The following is a 15806-nucleotide window of genomic DNA, read 5'->3' as shown; positions in this document are numbered from 1 at the left end:
ATTGTTGTGTCACGGCGTCTCTAGATTGGATTAACTGCCCACATGGTCCTAAATTATCACTTATGATCATTATAATATAAAACAATTTTAATTGTGCAAAATACGTTTTTTAAAATTCGACCATTAATACCACTTCATTTGAATGCTTGATATGTAGCCTTATAAAAACCTTACAGATTAGTCAAAAAACGTTATAAATGTTTTTCTCACTAGAGACTAAGCCCTTTAAAAAGTCGCTGCCACTGATTAATAACATCCGAAAGTGAGAAATCATGACTTCGTTGTAAGGCTTGATTAGCCCAATAGTCCCGAATGGATGGTGAATACATAAGGGTATCAAGCTTTATGTTTAGGTCATGTACACGATGATCCTGTGTCAGAATGCCAAATTTCCCCCCATTTAAAACCACCATACTATCTTGTAGCTTGCTATTTTACAAGCATAAAAATTTGGGCTGATGGTTTATTAAAATTCTATCTATCCTCACATGAAGAAGCTAACATAAATATTAAGACTTATTCTCTGGTATACTGAACCTGAATAATAATTGCCAAAATCAGTACAGGCATTAAAAGATCTTATTAATTATAGTTATACCCTAGTGGCCTTTAAGCTTAGTGCGAATTATTAATTGAATTTATCGTTTCCCTGTATTTACCATCAAATGTTTTTTCATCTGGAAACAAGGTTTCTCGTGAGTATCCTAGTTGTCTTAATTTTTTTTGGATCGAATCTTTAACTTATCACGGAAACACGAGTTACATCACGGTATTTATAGTCCTGTTGTTTTCGTTAATAGCTTGGCTATTTATGGCTCGAAGATTAAAGAAAGCTGATTATGCATAGACACTATTCTATCCCCATTTCCCTGTATAATAGATTAAGCAAGAAGCTTTAATGGCAATGATTGTCTTTTCCCTTGCGAGGTGAGGCTCATGGGAACATGGAATAATCTTCAGGAAGGCTTCACAGTCAATGAGCGTCTTTCAGACATTCTCGTTGATGTTGCTGTTTGGCACGTTTTTAATCGCGCTACTCAGCTATATCGACAAACACCACAAATGAAAAAGCCGCCCCACATAACTTTGACCGGTTATGGGGCGAACTAGTGTTGTTTTAATATCTGCCACCGTCTTTAACGGCTCTACACGGGAAGTCCTGTTCACGTGGGACTTCCTTTTTCTTTTTCATTATAGCATGACTATGAAAAATTGGGTAACAAGGCATTTTCAGCTTATTATTTATCTTTGTATTTTTCAAAAATAGGTTCAACTAATTCTTTTTCAGCGTTTTTCGTACTTCGCCGTATTTGTATATAGTTTCCCAATATGTTTATGTCTGGCAACGGACCCACTTAATCTAATATTTATTATTATGATAGACCAATTTGCCTATTAACTTAGTCTCGGTGTTTTTTTTCTAAAGTTGCTAATAATGCATCAATCCGTTGTTTAACTCGGGGTCGTTGGGTTGTATCAGTTAACAGTACTAACGTATCACCTTCATGAATCAAGGTGTCACCATGTGGAATCACTTCTTGTTCACCACGCCGGATTCCAATGAGCAGTGCTTCTTTAGGCCATGGCATGTCTCGGACCATTTTGCCGTTTAAGGGACTGCCAAAGAAAACCGGTATTTCCAAATGATCAGGTCGATGAAGTTGCTGAACAGTTTTAGGCATTGTCATCTGCTTAAGCAATGCTTCATAGATTGGTGCACCGCCTAATAAATCAACAACAAGGTAAGCAGTTAACGATATGACTGCTAATGGCATTAAATGTGTTAAATTGCCAACCATTTCTGTTACCAGCAAGATAGCTGTGAAGGGAGCTTTTCCAATTCCAGCAAAGTAACCGGCCATGGAAAAAATGATTAGGTTCATGATATAGACATGCGATAATAATCCTAATTGATTCATTAAGACGCCATAAACCGCACCAATCACAGCACCTAAAGAAAGAATCGGCAAAAAAATACCGCCAGGTAATCCGGAACCATATGAAATCATTGAAAAGACGAATCGTATAATAAAAATTGCAATTAGTACAAACAAAGGTGGAACATACTGGTCAAATCCAACAATTAATCCATTACCACCACCGAGTAAATTTGGCGAAAAGTAACCAACTAAGATTACCAGCAGAAATGGTACGATACCTTGTATTGGGCGTGGCAAATGTGTCAGTTGATGATACCACCGAGGCATAACTAACAAGACCCGTTGATATAAGTAACCAAACAATCCCAAAACAATGCCGAGTAAAATTAAGTGCCAATAATTTGATACTGGTAAACTACGTGAATAATTTAAATGTAACACGGGAACAAGTCCGAAAACATTCAGCGAGATAAAATTTGAACCAATTGCTCCGGCTAATGCTGTTAACCAAACCAGCGGTGAAAAATTATGGTAAATCTCTTCTAAGACAAATAGAGTTCCAGCAATGGGAGCATTAAACGCCGCTGCTAATCCAGCAGCGGCGCCTGATGCAATTAGCAGTCGGCGATCAGTTCCTGATAACTTAAACCCAGCAGCGAAACCTTGACCAACTGACGCACCTAATTGAATCGACGGTCCTTCTCGCCCGAGAAATAATCCAGGTCCCAATGCCAGAATACCACCGATAAATTTTCGCCAAAGAATTGACCACCAGTGCATTTCCAATTCGCCAGCCAATTGATCTTCAACTTGCGGAATTCCGGAACCAGAGATATAAGGTTCTCTCTTGAGAAGTCGAGCCACAATTAAAGCTAAACCAAGGTTGATGCCAATCAACAATGCCCATTCCCACCAAACAAATGGCGCGATTCGTAAGTATCTATATACCAATCGACTATAGTGCAGCCCTATCTCAATACAATAGCGAAATAAGCTAACAACGGTGCCACTCATTAAACCCACAAGCAGGCCGAGTAAAACAAATCGCAAACGAGTAACGTCAAATTTTTCTTTTACAAGCTGTATCAAATAACTAATCCTCCATTACAACCAATATTATATAATTTAGTGCTTAATTAAACTAGGCAATATCTCGATGAAATCTAGTAGTTATTTTTCACAGAGAAGGGGTGTCATACCGCTAAGATGTTTTAGTAGTTTATATGACGAGCCGCATGTTTGAGTAGTAATGGTGCTAATAACGTTGTTAGGATAATGGCAGTGATAATTGCCGAATAGTAATCATCACTAATTAGTTTGGATTGGTAGCCTATTTGAGCGATAATCAAGGCCATTTCCCCACGCGAGACCATCCCCGCACCAACGAGGTAAGCTTCATTCGAACTGAATCCGGCCCATTTAGCCCCACTTCCCGCTCCTAATAGTTTTGTCAGTGTTGCCACAATCGTCAATACGATAATTAATAACAAATCGTGTTCTATGCCAGCTAGTGACATATTTAAACCGATTGAAACGAAGAATACAGGAATGAAAATCGCATAACCGATTGGTTCGATACTTTGATCAACTTCATGAGCTACATGAGTTTGTGCAATCGCAATTCCTGCAAAAAAGGCCCCAATCACTGCACTCAGTCCAATCAGATCTGCAATATATGCCATACCAAAACACAAAATCATCGCCATTATAGTAGGTCCCACTGGATTCAATAATTTGGTGCCTAGTCTAGCGAGGAGAGGGGCGATAAAACGCATCACGAAATAAATTGCGGCAAAGTAAATTAGCTGCTCTAAAAAAGTCAGAGCTAGCGGTATCTGGGTATCCGTACCAGCCTTTGTACCTATTAAACTGACCATAATGCTAAGTAAAACGACAGCTAGCACATCGTCAACCACCGCGGCACCGAGGACTGTTGAACCGCTCTTACTATCAAGTAAATTTAGTTCTTTCATGACAGCAACTGAAATTGAAACCGACGTTGCGGCAAAAATAACGCTCAAAAACAAGCTTTCAAATTGTGTCAAGCCAAAAACAATACCAACTGGATAGATCAGTACCATCGGAATCAAAACTCCTAACAACGCGACAATTATGCTAGGACGCAAATATTTTTTAAGCAATGTAAGATCACTCTCAAGTCCGGCGATAAACATTAAGATGATAACCCCAATCTCTGAAAAAATATGGATGAAATCATTGGCGTGAACCCAATTCAACAACGCAGGGCCAAGAATAATTCCAACAAATAATTGACCGATCACTGATGGGATACCAACCCTAGAGGCTAGATGGCCAAATAGACTAGTTGTAATCAAGATGATCACCAAGGTACCTAAAAATTCCAAACAAAAACCTCCTCATAAAAAAACGTAAACCCAGATACCTCTTACACACCCCTGAAAGAGAACACCTTGAGCTTACGTCAACTGATTTATTTATTCATGTTTTAATAATACTTCTTATATGCTAGCAAACTAATCAAAAATATTCAAGTAACGATAAGTTGTCACATTTAGTTACTTATTCGAAACACAGACACCGCCAACTTTAAAAGTGATTTCTGAATTTTCTTTATCTATTTTAAATATCTGGATCGTTTTCTCCAGCTATAAATCATGCTGGATACATAACCGAGCTAAAAAGACACCGTAGGTATATTATCAGGTCCAAGGAATCCAAACTAGCAGCGACCAAAACATCATTGATTTCTTGTTTGAGGCTGGTGTAATTCTTCTTTTCTATGATGAACCTTAGAAGCTGATCTTTTGTCTAGTATAACCTATTCCGAACGAATTAAAATCGAAACCTTTTGTGAACTAGGGCTGTCCAATATCCAAATGGGCGTTCGGCTGAACCGATCACCGTCAACAATTTCTTATGAATTATCTCGATGTCAACCTTATCAGGCTGAATTAGCACAAACAGATGCCGAATACAAGCGATCACGATGTGGTCGGAAAACTAAGCTGAGCGATGAGTTAAAGCAAAGAATTCTCAACCATTTACGTCTAAGCTGGTCACCAGGAATGATTGCTCACGAATTTAAACTAGCTACTAAATCTATTTATAATTGGCTAAATCAGGGGAGAATTGATTTCTCCTTGAATGATCTACCTGAACATGGCGTACGCCAACGGCGTAACGTTGACCAACGATCCAAATATAATCAATCTTTGGGGCGATCAATTGAACAGCGTCCCATGATGATTAATCAACGTAATCGCATCGGCGATTTTGAACTAGATACAGTCGTTGGTCCTCGTGGGCATAGTAAGGCAGTTTTATTAACTTTAATCGATCGAAAATCACGGTTCCTTTGGGCATACCGGTTAAAAGATCGGACGACAGCGACTGTTAATGAAGCACTAACTAAGTTCCTAACCACTTTTAATGGTCCGGTGCACAGCTTTACTGTGGACCGTGGCACTGAGTTTAGTGGGCTAGTATCACTTGAATCACAATATGGTATTAAGACCTATTACTGCCATGCTTATACTCCAGCTGAACGTGGTAGTAATGAACGCTTTAATCGGAATTTACGTTATTTTTATCCTAAAGGGACTCGTTTTGAGCACATTAGTGCTCAAGATTTAACGACGACGTTACTCCAAATTAACCAGCGACCGCTTAAAATACTCGACTGGCAAACAACGTATCAGGTTATGCTGACAAATTTGTCCAAAAATTCGGATTAAATTTGCAATCTACCTATTGATTATAAATTATATCTGACCTGCTAGATTTTAATTAATGTCAGGTTATGTACTAGTAGTACGATCTAAAATGCTAACAAGTAATAACTATTTTTGTTTTAATATACGAACATATGAGCCCCGTTATGATTAATCATTTTTAATACCCGACAAATCTGACGAATTTACTTTTTTAAATCCGCCCGATCTGTCCTTAATTTCATAAAGAATGGAATTTTTTCTTTTTAGGGGCTCCGATTTCTCCGAAATTACTTTTTTAGGGCTCCAAAATCTCCAATATCTCTTTGGGGCTCCCACATCTACCATTAGCAAACTATACGCGTTTTAAATCATTGTCTGTATAACTATAATCGTTAAGATCGTATATGCCTTGAAACATTTCAGCAAAATGTAATAGCGAACGATTCTTATAAACATTAAACATAGATTGTTCATATCTTGTTAATTCCATAGTAACCGCATTACTCTGACCCAATAAATAACGATTCTTGAGGATAATCTTATATATTCTTGGACTTTTGTTTATGATGTCATACGTTTCCTTTACGTACTCTTGGGCTTGTATGCTACTTATTATGTTATTTTCTTGTGTATTAACATTGCTATGGCTGGAAACTGAATCAAATTGAGGAGATTGTAAACTAGATAAATTCAGGTCTAGAATTTTTGGTGTTGGAAAGTATTTCCATTCCAAAAGTACTAGGCCCTTTTTGATAACAAAAAAAGGCATCTAAGCCTCCCTAGTGCTATGCTTTAAGCGACGAAACTCAAGATAAGCGGGGTAGGAATAGATGTCTCAACTAGATAATACACTTAAATTACTGGGAAACAATTGGTCTGGCTATTCAATCCCTGATTTATCGGTAAATATACTTTGTGAAATTCTCTTAGACCATTCGCTTAAATTCAGTAATTTTCTTTATATTTGTCTTGACGGGTTACGGTTTTCCATTCAGTTTAGAGGGAGTGACGTTTTGAGCGCAGAATTGTTCCCTGGAAACAGCTATTTGGAATAACTGAACCAGAGTGCAATTCTACGCTAAGGTTTCCCCTTAGTTCGTCGGTCGTTAACGCCCGTCGCTTGTCTGTACAATTGCGGTATTGCTACCACCACTCATTATAAACCTACGTTTTCGGTTTAACCTACTAAAAAACGCCCTAGTAGGCGTTGGCAATACGTATTTATGTTTGTTCGATCACCAACTAATCAGTGGCACCAAGCCGAAGCTTCGTTTTACCACCCGCGCCGTTAATGGTCGCGCTCACCATTCACCACCCAGCCGTACAGATGACCTTGTTGTGGTATAGCCAGACTTATTGAAGTCGCACTGGCAAACGTGTCCCCTTGGATTTAGACCCCAGCTTGTCCCCTAGGGCTTTAAAAATCGCACCGGCCATGATATAATAATAACTAAATTAAATTTATCTTTGTGGCGCTCACCGATGCCAGTCGGTGGGTGTTTTTTATATGAAATAAATCTTTTTTTAGCACCACTAAATAAGCTACTCGCAAATACAGAAAAAATCTTGTATACTGTACTTGCTAGCTAGCTATATTCTTGATATTTGGACTGACGTAATTGCCTTGCGTTGGTCCTTTTTGTATTCTCTATAAGTTTTTCCACTTTCAATTAGAGAATAGATTATTCTTAAAATCTTATGGGCCACCGCTATTAAAGCTTTCTGAGCACACATTCGAGATTTCAATCTCCAAAAGTAGTCTTTAAGACCTGTTTCCTTAGTTATCTTGGCGCCCATGGCGGCGGTAACTAAGGCTTTTTTTAAATATACATTTCCATGCAGTATTCTCGAGCCGTGTTTCACACCGGCTGATTCGTAATTACCAGGACATAATCCAGCCCAAGATGCTAAATGGTGAACGTCTGGAAAAGGACTTACATCTACACCAATCTCAGTGATAATCACTTGTGCTGTTGCACTACTGATTCCAGGAATGTCTTGTAGGCGATGACACAAATCGGAGAATTCTCCGATTTGTTCATCAATAAGATCATTCAAATCAGCGATACATTTCAAATAACTATTGAGTAAATTCATTTGAATCACAAGTAAATTTCGATCATTTTGACTTAGAACGCCATCCATCGATTCTAGTATTTGTTCAGGTGAGGCTTTTAATTTTCCATGCATACATTTGGTAACAGAATTTATAGTTAAAACCTCTCCATTAATAATCATATTGAGTAGTTTTAAACCTGAACCCTTAAATAAATCTGAAATGAAACTAGTAAGTTTTATATTAGAACGCTGTAAAATATTGTGGATCTCATTTTTGGTTCTAGTTAGTGACTCTTTCATTTTCTTGCGAGAACGAGTTGATTCTCGCAATTCTTGAATTTTGCGAGGAGGAACGTAACTCGCAGATACTAGTCCGTATCTTGCTAGCTCTGATAACCACTCGGAATCCTTTTGATCTGTCTTCTTGCCAGGAATATTTTTAACTATTCTGGGATTACAAAGAATCAACTGGAAATCAAAAGATTCTAATATTTGCCATACTGGTCTCCAGTATTGACCGGTGCTCTCCATGAGCACCTGTTCAACACAGTGCTCTTTTAACCATTTACCACAGTTTTTCAACATATTGGTAGTAGTTCCAAAACGTTTAGAAACCTTCTTAGGTTTCTTGACGCTCTCGGAACCAATAAGAATGGTTACCGTTATTTGTTTTTGGTGCACATCAATGCCAGCTACACTTTCAGCTACAACCTCCATAAATAGTACCTCCAACAGATGTAAGATAATCCACCTTCAGTCATTGAGGGATTGTAATTTTATATACGTGCACAAGGCGACAATTGGTTAATCTCATGGACTAAAGGCCGTCGGTTTTTTATACGGGTTTAAGAACACCAATAAAGATTCGACGAACTGTGGATCACCTTCAATAGAAGTATAACTGGATAAATGATTTATTTCACTTCATGGTTACGAGGGAGAGCGGAGCGACCCCTCAGATAGTTTTTTATGTGATTTTTAACCCACTCTATCCCTTCATCAGATATTAATTTATTGGTACCTGAACCAAGCAAAAATTAATCAGGAAACTCTGGATGTCGTTTGATCCAGCTGCTGACATAATTTCGGCCACGCCCCAGCTTGTGATTAGCTTGGGTTACGCTGTACCATTCCTGATTGCCTGTCACATGTAAGTTCTCCTTTCTTAATTTAGTCATAATTTAACATCAAAAGGTGTAACTTACACCATTTATTTTTTTTACATTTAGGTTACAAGTGCCTGCCCCCATCTTCATGCCGGTTTCGAGTTTGGTGTTGCCGTTGCTTTTTCGTCATTTCCCACTCGGTCTCCTTTAGTCCACGTAGTTTCTGTTTTCTTAGATAGTCCGTATTTTTCGCATATAAAATGGTCATTAAGGCTTCGTCCAAAATATTCATCAGGTAATTTTTCGGGCTAGTTGGGTGGTAATTAATGGCCCGATAGTCTTTAACTTGAGTCTGCTTATATTGATCAAACCGCGTTGTCTGTTGTTTCAAACGGGTTTGCACCATTTCAATTTGTTTGTGATCCAACTTAGGATCTTGGCCACATTCGCCGATAAACAGTTGCCGAGTGCCATCATGTTTTAAGACCCGTTGTAATCGGTAGTTCTGAATATCTTTTAATTCAATTTTACCTAACAGGTAATTTAAACCGGCTTGGTGTTGCTGACTAGTAAAGACTACCGGTGGCTGCTGTTGCAATTGACTAAGATTATTGGCGCTTAATGGCTTTAATTCTGGGTCATAGTAAACCACAGCGGTATAGATTTGCTCCTTATCAATCGTCTCTAGCTTATCCAGGTCACTGTCCGGAAAAGCAGTCGTTAGAATGCTGTTGTATTGAGTTTGCACTACGGCTTTAACTTCCCGCATGACCCGTAAATTTTTCACCGCTTTAGAAATGAATTCGAGTTCGTTAGGTTGATAAGCGGCTAGCATGCCCCAATCAGTATGCTTCAAATCGTCTAACTGGCGACCATGTTTGGCTAGTACCGTGGTTAATTGCTTTTCAATTGTTTGGGCCTGCTGATTAACTAACTGCCAGCTGGTATATGGCCGCTTGGTAAACGTCAATAATTGCTGGGTTAATAAGTCGTTTCGAATATTCATTAAACGTTCGTTTAATTCACTGCCTTTGAAAATCGTTTGTTCACTATTAGTTTCTTTAATCAGTTCCCGTCGTTCAGCTGCAGTTGTCTGTTCAAAATTAAGTTCCGGATAAAGCTTTTTCGTTGCTCGTTCCACCACTTTATTTAACAACTGGTTAGCTTGTGCTAGTGATGTCGTTTGCTGGTCAATAGTCAGCAGTTGTTTGGTTACATCTTCACCAATGGCATGTTTGATTAATAAGCTGTTTTTCCAATTAAATAGCATGCGCTGTTTATCGTCTAAATGTTCTAAATCGACATAGGTTTTCAATTGCTGACTTAGATGACTAATTGTGTGTTTTTCAGAGAACGATAGCTCGTCAGTTAACGCGTCAAAATGTTCATGATTTCTTATCTTTTCGTCAAGATTATGATATTTAGCTTGAGCGTTTCTTTGCGCTCTAACTTGTTGATTAAATGCTTTTCGATTTTTTCTTTGGCTGTTAATGCCTTCGTGTTGGGTAGGTGTCTCTTGAATCCCTTGATCGACAAACGATTTTTCACTAATCCGATCCGGAATATTTTTTTGTGCTAAGAACTGATTAACACTCAACGCCCAATTTTTTCGCCACTCATTAATTTTTTCCTTTTTATCCCAATCAACCAACCAAATTTTTCTTTGTTTTGGAAACCCGCTTTTGGTTAAAAGTTGCTTGCCATTTTCATCTTTAATGTACTGCGTCTTTGCTTTTAATCCCCAACTACCATCGGGGTTAAATGGGCGATTGGTTAACATCACATGTGCATGCGGATTGTCTGGGTGATCGCGATGAATTGCTACGTCAGCTACCATACCTTGATCGACAAAATTTTCTTGCACATATTTTGTCAGTAATTCTTTCTGTTCGGATTCACTTAATTCTACCGGTAAAGCCACGTTAAATTCTTTTGCATACCGTGAGTTTGATTTACGATCGTTCTTTTCAACTTCATTCCATAATTGTTCTCGATTACTGGCCCATTCCGGTGCATTTTCGGGAGTTAAAATAAAGCTTTCTGGCATAATCGAGCGGGCATAGAAATATCGTCGACCTTCTTTATCATCAAATAATCTTTCACCACTTCGATAAGCCGCACTGGCAATCGCACTTCGTCCTTTTCCAGCACTAATATTACTAAAACTCATATGAAAAATTGCCATGTAAGTCACCTCTTTACTTTGATTCTATGGGTTTTCTTCTGTTGTCGACATCGGCGACTTCTAATACAGGTTTTTTGGGGGTTAGCACAACATAGAATTTATTCTATGTGTAAGTGCGCATTGACCTCGTTTAACTCGTCCTGCTGATTCCCATAAATTTACTTATAGTGTACGCATTCCGCTTCGCTATTTCAACTTCTATCCTTTGATTTAACATTCTCTGTATGATATAGTGTCGGTAATTATTTTTAATACGATTGGAGGAATCATTATGTCTCAAAGTAACTTAGAAAAACAAGAAGCTAAATTAAAACAGCTTAATCAAAAGATTAAAGCTGAAAAAAATAAAATTGAACAAAATCTCGGTAAGCAAATCATTAGATCAGCCAATTTGGATTATGGGACACTTACTACTCCACAGATTAAAATGATTGCTAAAAAAGTTGCCGCCTTTTTAAATCAATCTCAAAATAACCGATAATAGTTAGGTGGTAATGACTATGCCTAATCAATATGAAAAACTAGTTGAGCAACAAGCGCGTTTAAAACAAAAAATTGAGCGAGAAGATTTTAAATTACGGCAATCTAAATACTACGAAAATCGGCAAGCCCGCAAAGCCCGTTCTCGCCGATTAATTCAAAAAGGGGCTTTGCTAGAAAAATACTTTCAAGCTGATAATCTCTCGGTTGAACAAACCGAAGAGCTTTTAAAAATATTTGCCGATTACGTTAATGTCCATAAACCAAATAAACTCAAAAACGATCAACCTAATAACTAGGCCGATCGTTTTTATTTTCAGGATTATTTTTTGGCTTAACTTCTAGATTGTTTTTAGCAAAGTCTTTGAGATGGTTTTGGGTTCTTTTACTAATCTCGTCTTCAACTAATTTAAGTTCTAATTTATCCGTTTTTTTTAGTTGCTTGTACATCTGGTTTAATTCATTAGCACTTAATTTTTTTGTTTGCTCGAATTTGTAATCCTTGAATACCATTATCATATGTCCACTGTTTAATTTTAGTCATGTCATTAGTCTGATAATAATTGGCAATTAGTTCGTTCCATTGATCCCACTTATCTAACGGCACATTGATTAAGCCTGCACCACCGTCAATCATAATTTTATTAGCACTTAAAGTCGCCGTCCTTTTGTTCCCGTCCCAAAAGATTTGTTGGCGCATATTATGATACATGACAGTCAATGCTTTATCAGTAATCGTCGTTCGTGGATCAGCCAAGATTTTTTGTAAAAAGGATTGTTCTTGTTTTTCGTTAATTAAAGGTGGTTCAAAAAAGTCTTCACTACCTAAATCAACTCCTCCTTTCCCTTGCCGTAATTCTCCCGGTACTAAGGCGTCTTCCGCTGCCACAATCTTGTTGATTTGTTTTTCCATGGTTAACGTTAAAGGGGAATTTTGAGCAGTGATATATTGCCACCCACGCTTTAAATTAACAATCGTCAAAATATCCTCAACAGGTACTCCTGCTACGCTCATACCGTCCATAATAGTTTGTGTTTGTGGCAAAGTGGTATTAACGCCTTCAAAACGAGCATTAGTATGCACTAACTTGGTAAAGTTTGCTCGGGCAAACCGTTGGTTTTCTGCAGCTGTGAATTTATACTTGTCCATATATGTTCGTGTCTTAGCCATATTTTGTGCCTCCTTTTTATTTCAGTCACTGATTATTTGACCTGTCCATGTTAAATCACAAAATGCTTTTCGTTGATAATTTGCTCTTGGCGCTTATCAGAATCTGGATTATGAGCTGCTTGCTCTCAAATGTCTTGAATATCGACTGCCCATGGGTCAGCCAACAATTGATCAATTGTTTCGACTTCTTTGCTGGATTTGGTCATTTAAAAAGCTCCTTTCACATTCCCTTAGTTCAGTCATCGCCAATTTAGCCACTAAAGGTGCCTATTTTTGCTTTTAAGCGATTTTAAAGTGACTTTAATAAATTATGCATGCGGCACTTAAAACGGCTTAAACGAGCTAATATGACGTTTAATTTCAAGGACGCTCGTTATCAATATTTTGTTCTTTAGGGTGTTTGGCCGCATATTCTCTAGCTGCTTGTTGGTTCCACCAAACACCAAATAGGTTTTGCATGGTGCCGTACAGGTAGTTCTCAACATTCTTGATATGTTTCTCATCGCTTCTTAGGGCATTAAAATAGCGTCTTAATGTTTTGGTCATCATTTTTTTTAAATCAGGGTCATCTAATAGAATCCATACGCCTAAATCCTTATGTTCTTTTTCAACAGCATATTTGGCGTTTAAGATAATGCCAATAAAGCGCCGCATTTGTTGCGGAGTGCGGCACCAGAAGCTAAGTAATTGCACTGCTTCTGGTTCTAAGAAAACCGGTAAGCCACTTTCTTCATCAGTTAAGAAGTCATTAGCATGGTTCACCAAATCCTGGTTTTGCTTTTGAATTTCTGCTGGTGAGAAATTGGCTGTGGAAAAGTCCAACTTTTGAGTATCTATATTGTATCTATTAGTATCTCTTTCTTTAAGTTCTTTATCTAGATCGTGTCCGATTTTCGGATTTTCGCTCGTAGCAAGGGTTTGCGGGGTGTTGTCAACGAACTTTCGCGAATGTCCGATTTTCGGATTTTCGCTCGTAGCAAGGGTTCCAACGGTCTCCCGCGAACGTCCGATTTTCGGATTTTCGCTCGTAGCAAGGGTTTGCGGCTCTTTTTGAGCATATTCACCGCGTAAATAGACGTCAGTTGACTGCATATCTAGTTCGGCCAGGTAAAGTCGATTGGGTTCGTTTTTGCCAGTTTTGGGATTGAAATGCATGGCTTTTTGATAAAGTAGTCCTGCACGTTCCAAGTCTTTTTTCACGGCTGCTAACTTATCATTTGAGCAGTCGAATAAATCTTTAAGTTCTTGATTGGTAAAAATAAAGTAGACGTGCCCTTCCTCATCAATCCAGTGATTGCGTAAAGAATACTCTAGCCGGTCTTTTAGTACCATGTAAGCTAGCTTAGCGGCATCACTTAAATGTTTGTATTGCTCGCCATACATTAATACCTTAGGGAACTGGAAAAACAAGGATCCATATACGCTATTGGCGTCATAGTAATTGAAATCTGTTGATTTTGTCATAATAAAAACTCCCTTTCTTGACTGACACACGCTGTCTCAAAAGAGAGTTGCTAAAACATTTGATTTGCTTTAAAATACAAATCTGATATGCTCTAACTGAATTACAAAGCGAACATTGGTCGTGATCGGCTTTGTAGTTTCACCAGTATGTGTCTGTTTGTGAGTTGCCCAGTCGGCAACTTTTTTAATTTTTAATAACTAAAAATGGACTAAGTAGTTATTACAAGCTACTTAGTCCATTGGTCTTATCTTCGTTTTAATTAGTTTACCTTTGCTTGCCCTTAAGGTTTGCTTGCGGTATAATTAGCACGTAAACAAGATTACAATTTTTTCAAGCAATTTTAACTTGGCGGTGAAAATTGCTTGGACTAGGTAGCTGCAAGATAGCTACTTGTCAATACTGCAAAAATCCCAATCCCGAGTGGATTGGGATTTTTTGTTTATGAACAAAGCATATCATTCTGCAAAGGTTAAGTAAATAGTTTTATGGATATGATTTATGATTAATCATAAATCATATAAAATTTGTGATTAATCATAAATCGTGGTAAAATATTTATGTAAAGGTAGGTGCTACTATGAATGGGAAAACACTATTAAACTTCAACTTTAAAGGTGGCGTTGGTAAGACCACCTTGACTGTAATGGAAACCTATTTATTGGGTCAAGAGGGGAAAAAAGTACTACTTATAGATTTCGATCCCCAGGGAAATGCAACTGAAATTATGAAGGAGACTTATAAAGCCGATTTAAAGCCGGAACTTTCATTATATGAGGGCCTTCTTGGAGGGAATTTGTCTAAATCTATTGTGTCTGTTACAAACCAAATTGATATGATTCCTACAGATTGGACATTGTCTTTATGGATTGGTGCTGTAGAAAAAGTTAGTCGGGTTAAACGTAATATTCTATTACCACAAATGCTTTCAAAGTTAAAACAAAATTACGATTATATTTTTATTGACGTACCACCAACAATAAATGTCTTTACTAATAACGCAATCATGGCTTCAGATTTCATCTCAATTGTCTTACAAACTCAAAAGCAGTCATATACAAGTTCTTTAAAAACAGCTACGCATTTAGGTGAACTACGTGAACAATACAATGGAAGTTTTCAGTTAGTTGGTGTCATATTGTACTTAATGAAGCCACGTGCAAAAGTTGATACTGAAATTTCTGCACAAGCAAAAGACTTTTTTGGCGAAGGGGTCTTTTCAAACTCAATTAGGACTCAAGAACGGGTTAAAACGTTTGCTAATGAAGGAATACGGAATAAAGACCATTGGGATAAAAGAGCAATCCAAATGTACCAAATGGTTCTTAATGAACAAATACTTAGAATTCAACAGTTAGAGGAGTAATTTATCATGGCAGAAGATTTTTTAAACAAAGTTAGTAAAAAGGCATCTGAACAACTTAAAAATCTAAAAAGTCCATACCAATTCGAAACAGAAAGAACTAAAACCGTTCAACTTCGCATGAGCACATATAAAGAAGTTAAACGCATCGCTTTTGAGAATGACGAAAAAATTGTTGATGTCTTAGAAAAAATTATTCGTGAAGGCCTTGCCAAACGTAAATAAGATTGAGCTTAACTTATGTATTACTGATTGTGTGATTTATGATAAAAGATTAATCTTTTATCATAAATCACACAATCAATAAACTTCACTGTACAAGGTATATTTAAAATAAATTTGATTTAAACATACGTGGTAGATCGCAAATTTAGGGGTCTAGAATTTTTGGTGTTGGAAAGTATTT

Annotated in this window: 12 protein-coding genes and 1 pseudogene; 6 read left to right on the top strand and 7 right to left on the bottom strand. The window is 37.6% G+C overall.

What is annotated here, in order from left to right; all coding sequences use genetic code 11:
* The first annotated feature begins 976 nt into the window (after positions 1 to 976).
* A complete protein-coding gene (locus tag IV57_RS13200; protein WP_128484937.1) occupies positions 977 to 1066 on the top strand; it encodes a putative holin-like toxin in 90 nt (29 codons plus the stop codon).
* 334 nt (positions 1067 to 1400) lie between these two features.
* Here the strand turns inward: IV57_RS13200 and IV57_RS11535 are convergent, their stop codons facing one another.
* Positions 1401 to 2969, bottom strand: a complete 1569-nt coding sequence (locus tag IV57_RS11535; RefSeq protein WP_057881672.1) for a ClC family H(+)/Cl(-) exchange transporter — start codon at positions 2967 to 2969, stop codon at positions 1401 to 1403.
* Between the two features lie 122 nt (positions 2970 to 3091).
* The gene (locus tag IV57_RS11530; protein WP_057881671.1) at positions 3092 to 4246 is read right to left on the bottom strand and encodes a cation:proton antiporter; all 1155 of its coding nucleotides are present in this window, start codon (positions 4244 to 4246) and stop codon (positions 3092 to 3094) included.
* Between the two features lie 420 nt (positions 4247 to 4666).
* Here IV57_RS11530 and IV57_RS11525 point away from each other — a divergent pair, with 420 nt between their 5' ends.
* Positions 4667 to 5596 carry an IS30-like element ISLpl1 family transposase gene (locus IV57_RS11525; RefSeq protein ID WP_057881670.1) on the top strand — a complete coding sequence of 310 codons (930 nt, stop codon included), beginning with the start codon at positions 4667 to 4669 and terminating at the stop codon, positions 5594 to 5596.
* Between the two features lie 331 nt (positions 5597 to 5927).
* Here the strand turns inward: IV57_RS11525 and IV57_RS11520 are convergent, their stop codons facing one another.
* The 3 genes from IV57_RS11520 to mobQ all read right to left on the bottom strand — a co-directional run bounded on the left by IV57_RS11520 (position 5928) and on the right by mobQ (position 10924).
* Positions 5928 to 6344, bottom strand: coding sequence for an ArpU family phage packaging/lysis transcriptional regulator (locus IV57_RS11520; RefSeq protein WP_057881669.1), 417 nt, complete (start codon positions 6342 to 6344; stop codon positions 5928 to 5930).
* 821 nt (positions 6345 to 7165) lie between these two features.
* A complete protein-coding gene (locus tag IV57_RS11515; protein WP_057881668.1) occupies positions 7166 to 8350 on the bottom strand; it encodes an IS110 family RNA-guided transposase in 1185 nt (394 codons plus the stop codon).
* 513 nt (positions 8351 to 8863) lie between these two features.
* Complete coding sequence (mobQ, locus tag IV57_RS11510; protein WP_057881667.1) at positions 8864 to 10924, bottom strand: MobQ family relaxase; 2061 nt, start codon at positions 10922 to 10924, stop codon at positions 8864 to 8866.
* 271 nt (positions 10925 to 11195) lie between these two features.
* On the opposite strand from mobQ, the gene IV57_RS11505 reads away from it, so the two are divergent.
* Together IV57_RS11505 and IV57_RS11500 are read left to right on the top strand one after the other, a co-directional pair.
* Complete coding sequence (locus tag IV57_RS11505) at positions 11196 to 11405, top strand: hypothetical protein (protein ID WP_057811787.1); 210 nt, start codon at positions 11196 to 11198, stop codon at positions 11403 to 11405.
* A 19-nt stretch (positions 11406 to 11424) separates the two neighbouring features.
* The gene (locus IV57_RS11500; protein ID WP_057881666.1) at positions 11425 to 11703 is read left to right on the top strand and encodes a hypothetical protein; all 279 of its coding nucleotides are present in this window, start codon (positions 11425 to 11427) and stop codon (positions 11701 to 11703) included.
* A gap of 130 nt (positions 11704 to 11833) precedes the next feature.
* On the opposite strand, the pseudogene IV57_RS11495 reads toward IV57_RS11500, so the two are convergent.
* Together IV57_RS11495 and IV57_RS11490 are read right to left on the bottom strand one after the other, a co-directional pair.
* A pseudogene (locus IV57_RS11495) lies at positions 11834 to 12575 on the bottom strand (Fic family protein); the annotation flags it as partial.
* A 360-nt stretch (positions 12576 to 12935) separates the two neighbouring features.
* Positions 12936 to 14039 carry a replication initiator protein A gene (locus IV57_RS11490; RefSeq protein WP_057881665.1) on the bottom strand — a complete coding sequence of 368 codons (1104 nt, stop codon included), beginning with the start codon at positions 14037 to 14039 and terminating at the stop codon, positions 12936 to 12938.
* A 578-nt stretch (positions 14040 to 14617) separates the two neighbouring features.
* On the opposite strand from IV57_RS11490, the gene IV57_RS11485 reads away from it, so the two are divergent.
* Both IV57_RS11485 and IV57_RS11480 read left to right on the top strand, forming a co-directional pair.
* Positions 14618 to 15403, top strand: a complete 786-nt coding sequence (locus IV57_RS11485) for a ParA family protein (protein ID WP_057868197.1) — start codon at positions 14618 to 14620, stop codon at positions 15401 to 15403.
* A gap of 6 nt (positions 15404 to 15409) precedes the next feature.
* Positions 15410 to 15625 carry a hypothetical protein gene (locus IV57_RS11480; protein ID WP_003649837.1) on the top strand — a complete coding sequence of 72 codons (216 nt, stop codon included), beginning with the start codon at positions 15410 to 15412 and terminating at the stop codon, positions 15623 to 15625.
* Positions 15626 to 15806 lie beyond the last annotated feature (181 nt).

This window comes from Companilactobacillus kimchiensis, assembly GCF_001438805.1.
Lineage (GTDB): Bacteria > Bacillota > Bacilli > Lactobacillales > Lactobacillaceae > Companilactobacillus > Companilactobacillus kimchiensis.
This window is presented reverse-complemented; position numbering and strand designations above follow the sequence as displayed.

What these genes read in the sequence shown, in the direction of transcription:
- IV57_RS13200 (WP_128484937.1), top strand. Translation starts at nt 977, where the DNA reads ATGAGCGTCTTTCAGACATTCTCGTTGATGTTGCTGTTTGGCACGTTT.
- IV57_RS11520 (WP_057881669.1), bottom strand. Translation starts at nt 6,344, where the DNA reads ATGCCTTTTTTTGTTATCAAAAAGGGCCTAGTACTTTTGGAATGGAAA.
- IV57_RS11515 (WP_057881668.1), bottom strand. Translation starts at nt 8,350, where the DNA reads ATGGAGGTTGTAGCTGAAAGTGTAGCTGGCATTGATGTGCACCAAAAA.
- mobQ (WP_057881667.1), bottom strand. Translation starts at nt 10,924, where the DNA reads ATGGCAATTTTTCATATGAGTTTTAGTAATATTAGTGCTGGAAAAGGA.
- IV57_RS11505 (WP_057811787.1), top strand. Translation starts at nt 11,196, where the DNA reads ATGTCTCAAAGTAACTTAGAAAAACAAGAAGCTAAATTAAAACAGCTT.
- IV57_RS11500 (WP_057881666.1), top strand. Translation starts at nt 11,425, where the DNA reads ATGCCTAATCAATATGAAAAACTAGTTGAGCAACAAGCGCGTTTAAAA.
- IV57_RS11490 (WP_057881665.1), bottom strand. Translation starts at nt 14,039, where the DNA reads ATGACAAAATCAACAGATTTCAATTACTATGACGCCAATAGCGTATAT.
- IV57_RS11485 (WP_057868197.1), top strand. Translation starts at nt 14,618, where the DNA reads ATGAATGGGAAAACACTATTAAACTTCAACTTTAAAGGTGGCGTTGGT.
- IV57_RS11480 (WP_003649837.1), top strand. Translation starts at nt 15,410, where the DNA reads ATGGCAGAAGATTTTTTAAACAAAGTTAGTAAAAAGGCATCTGAACAA.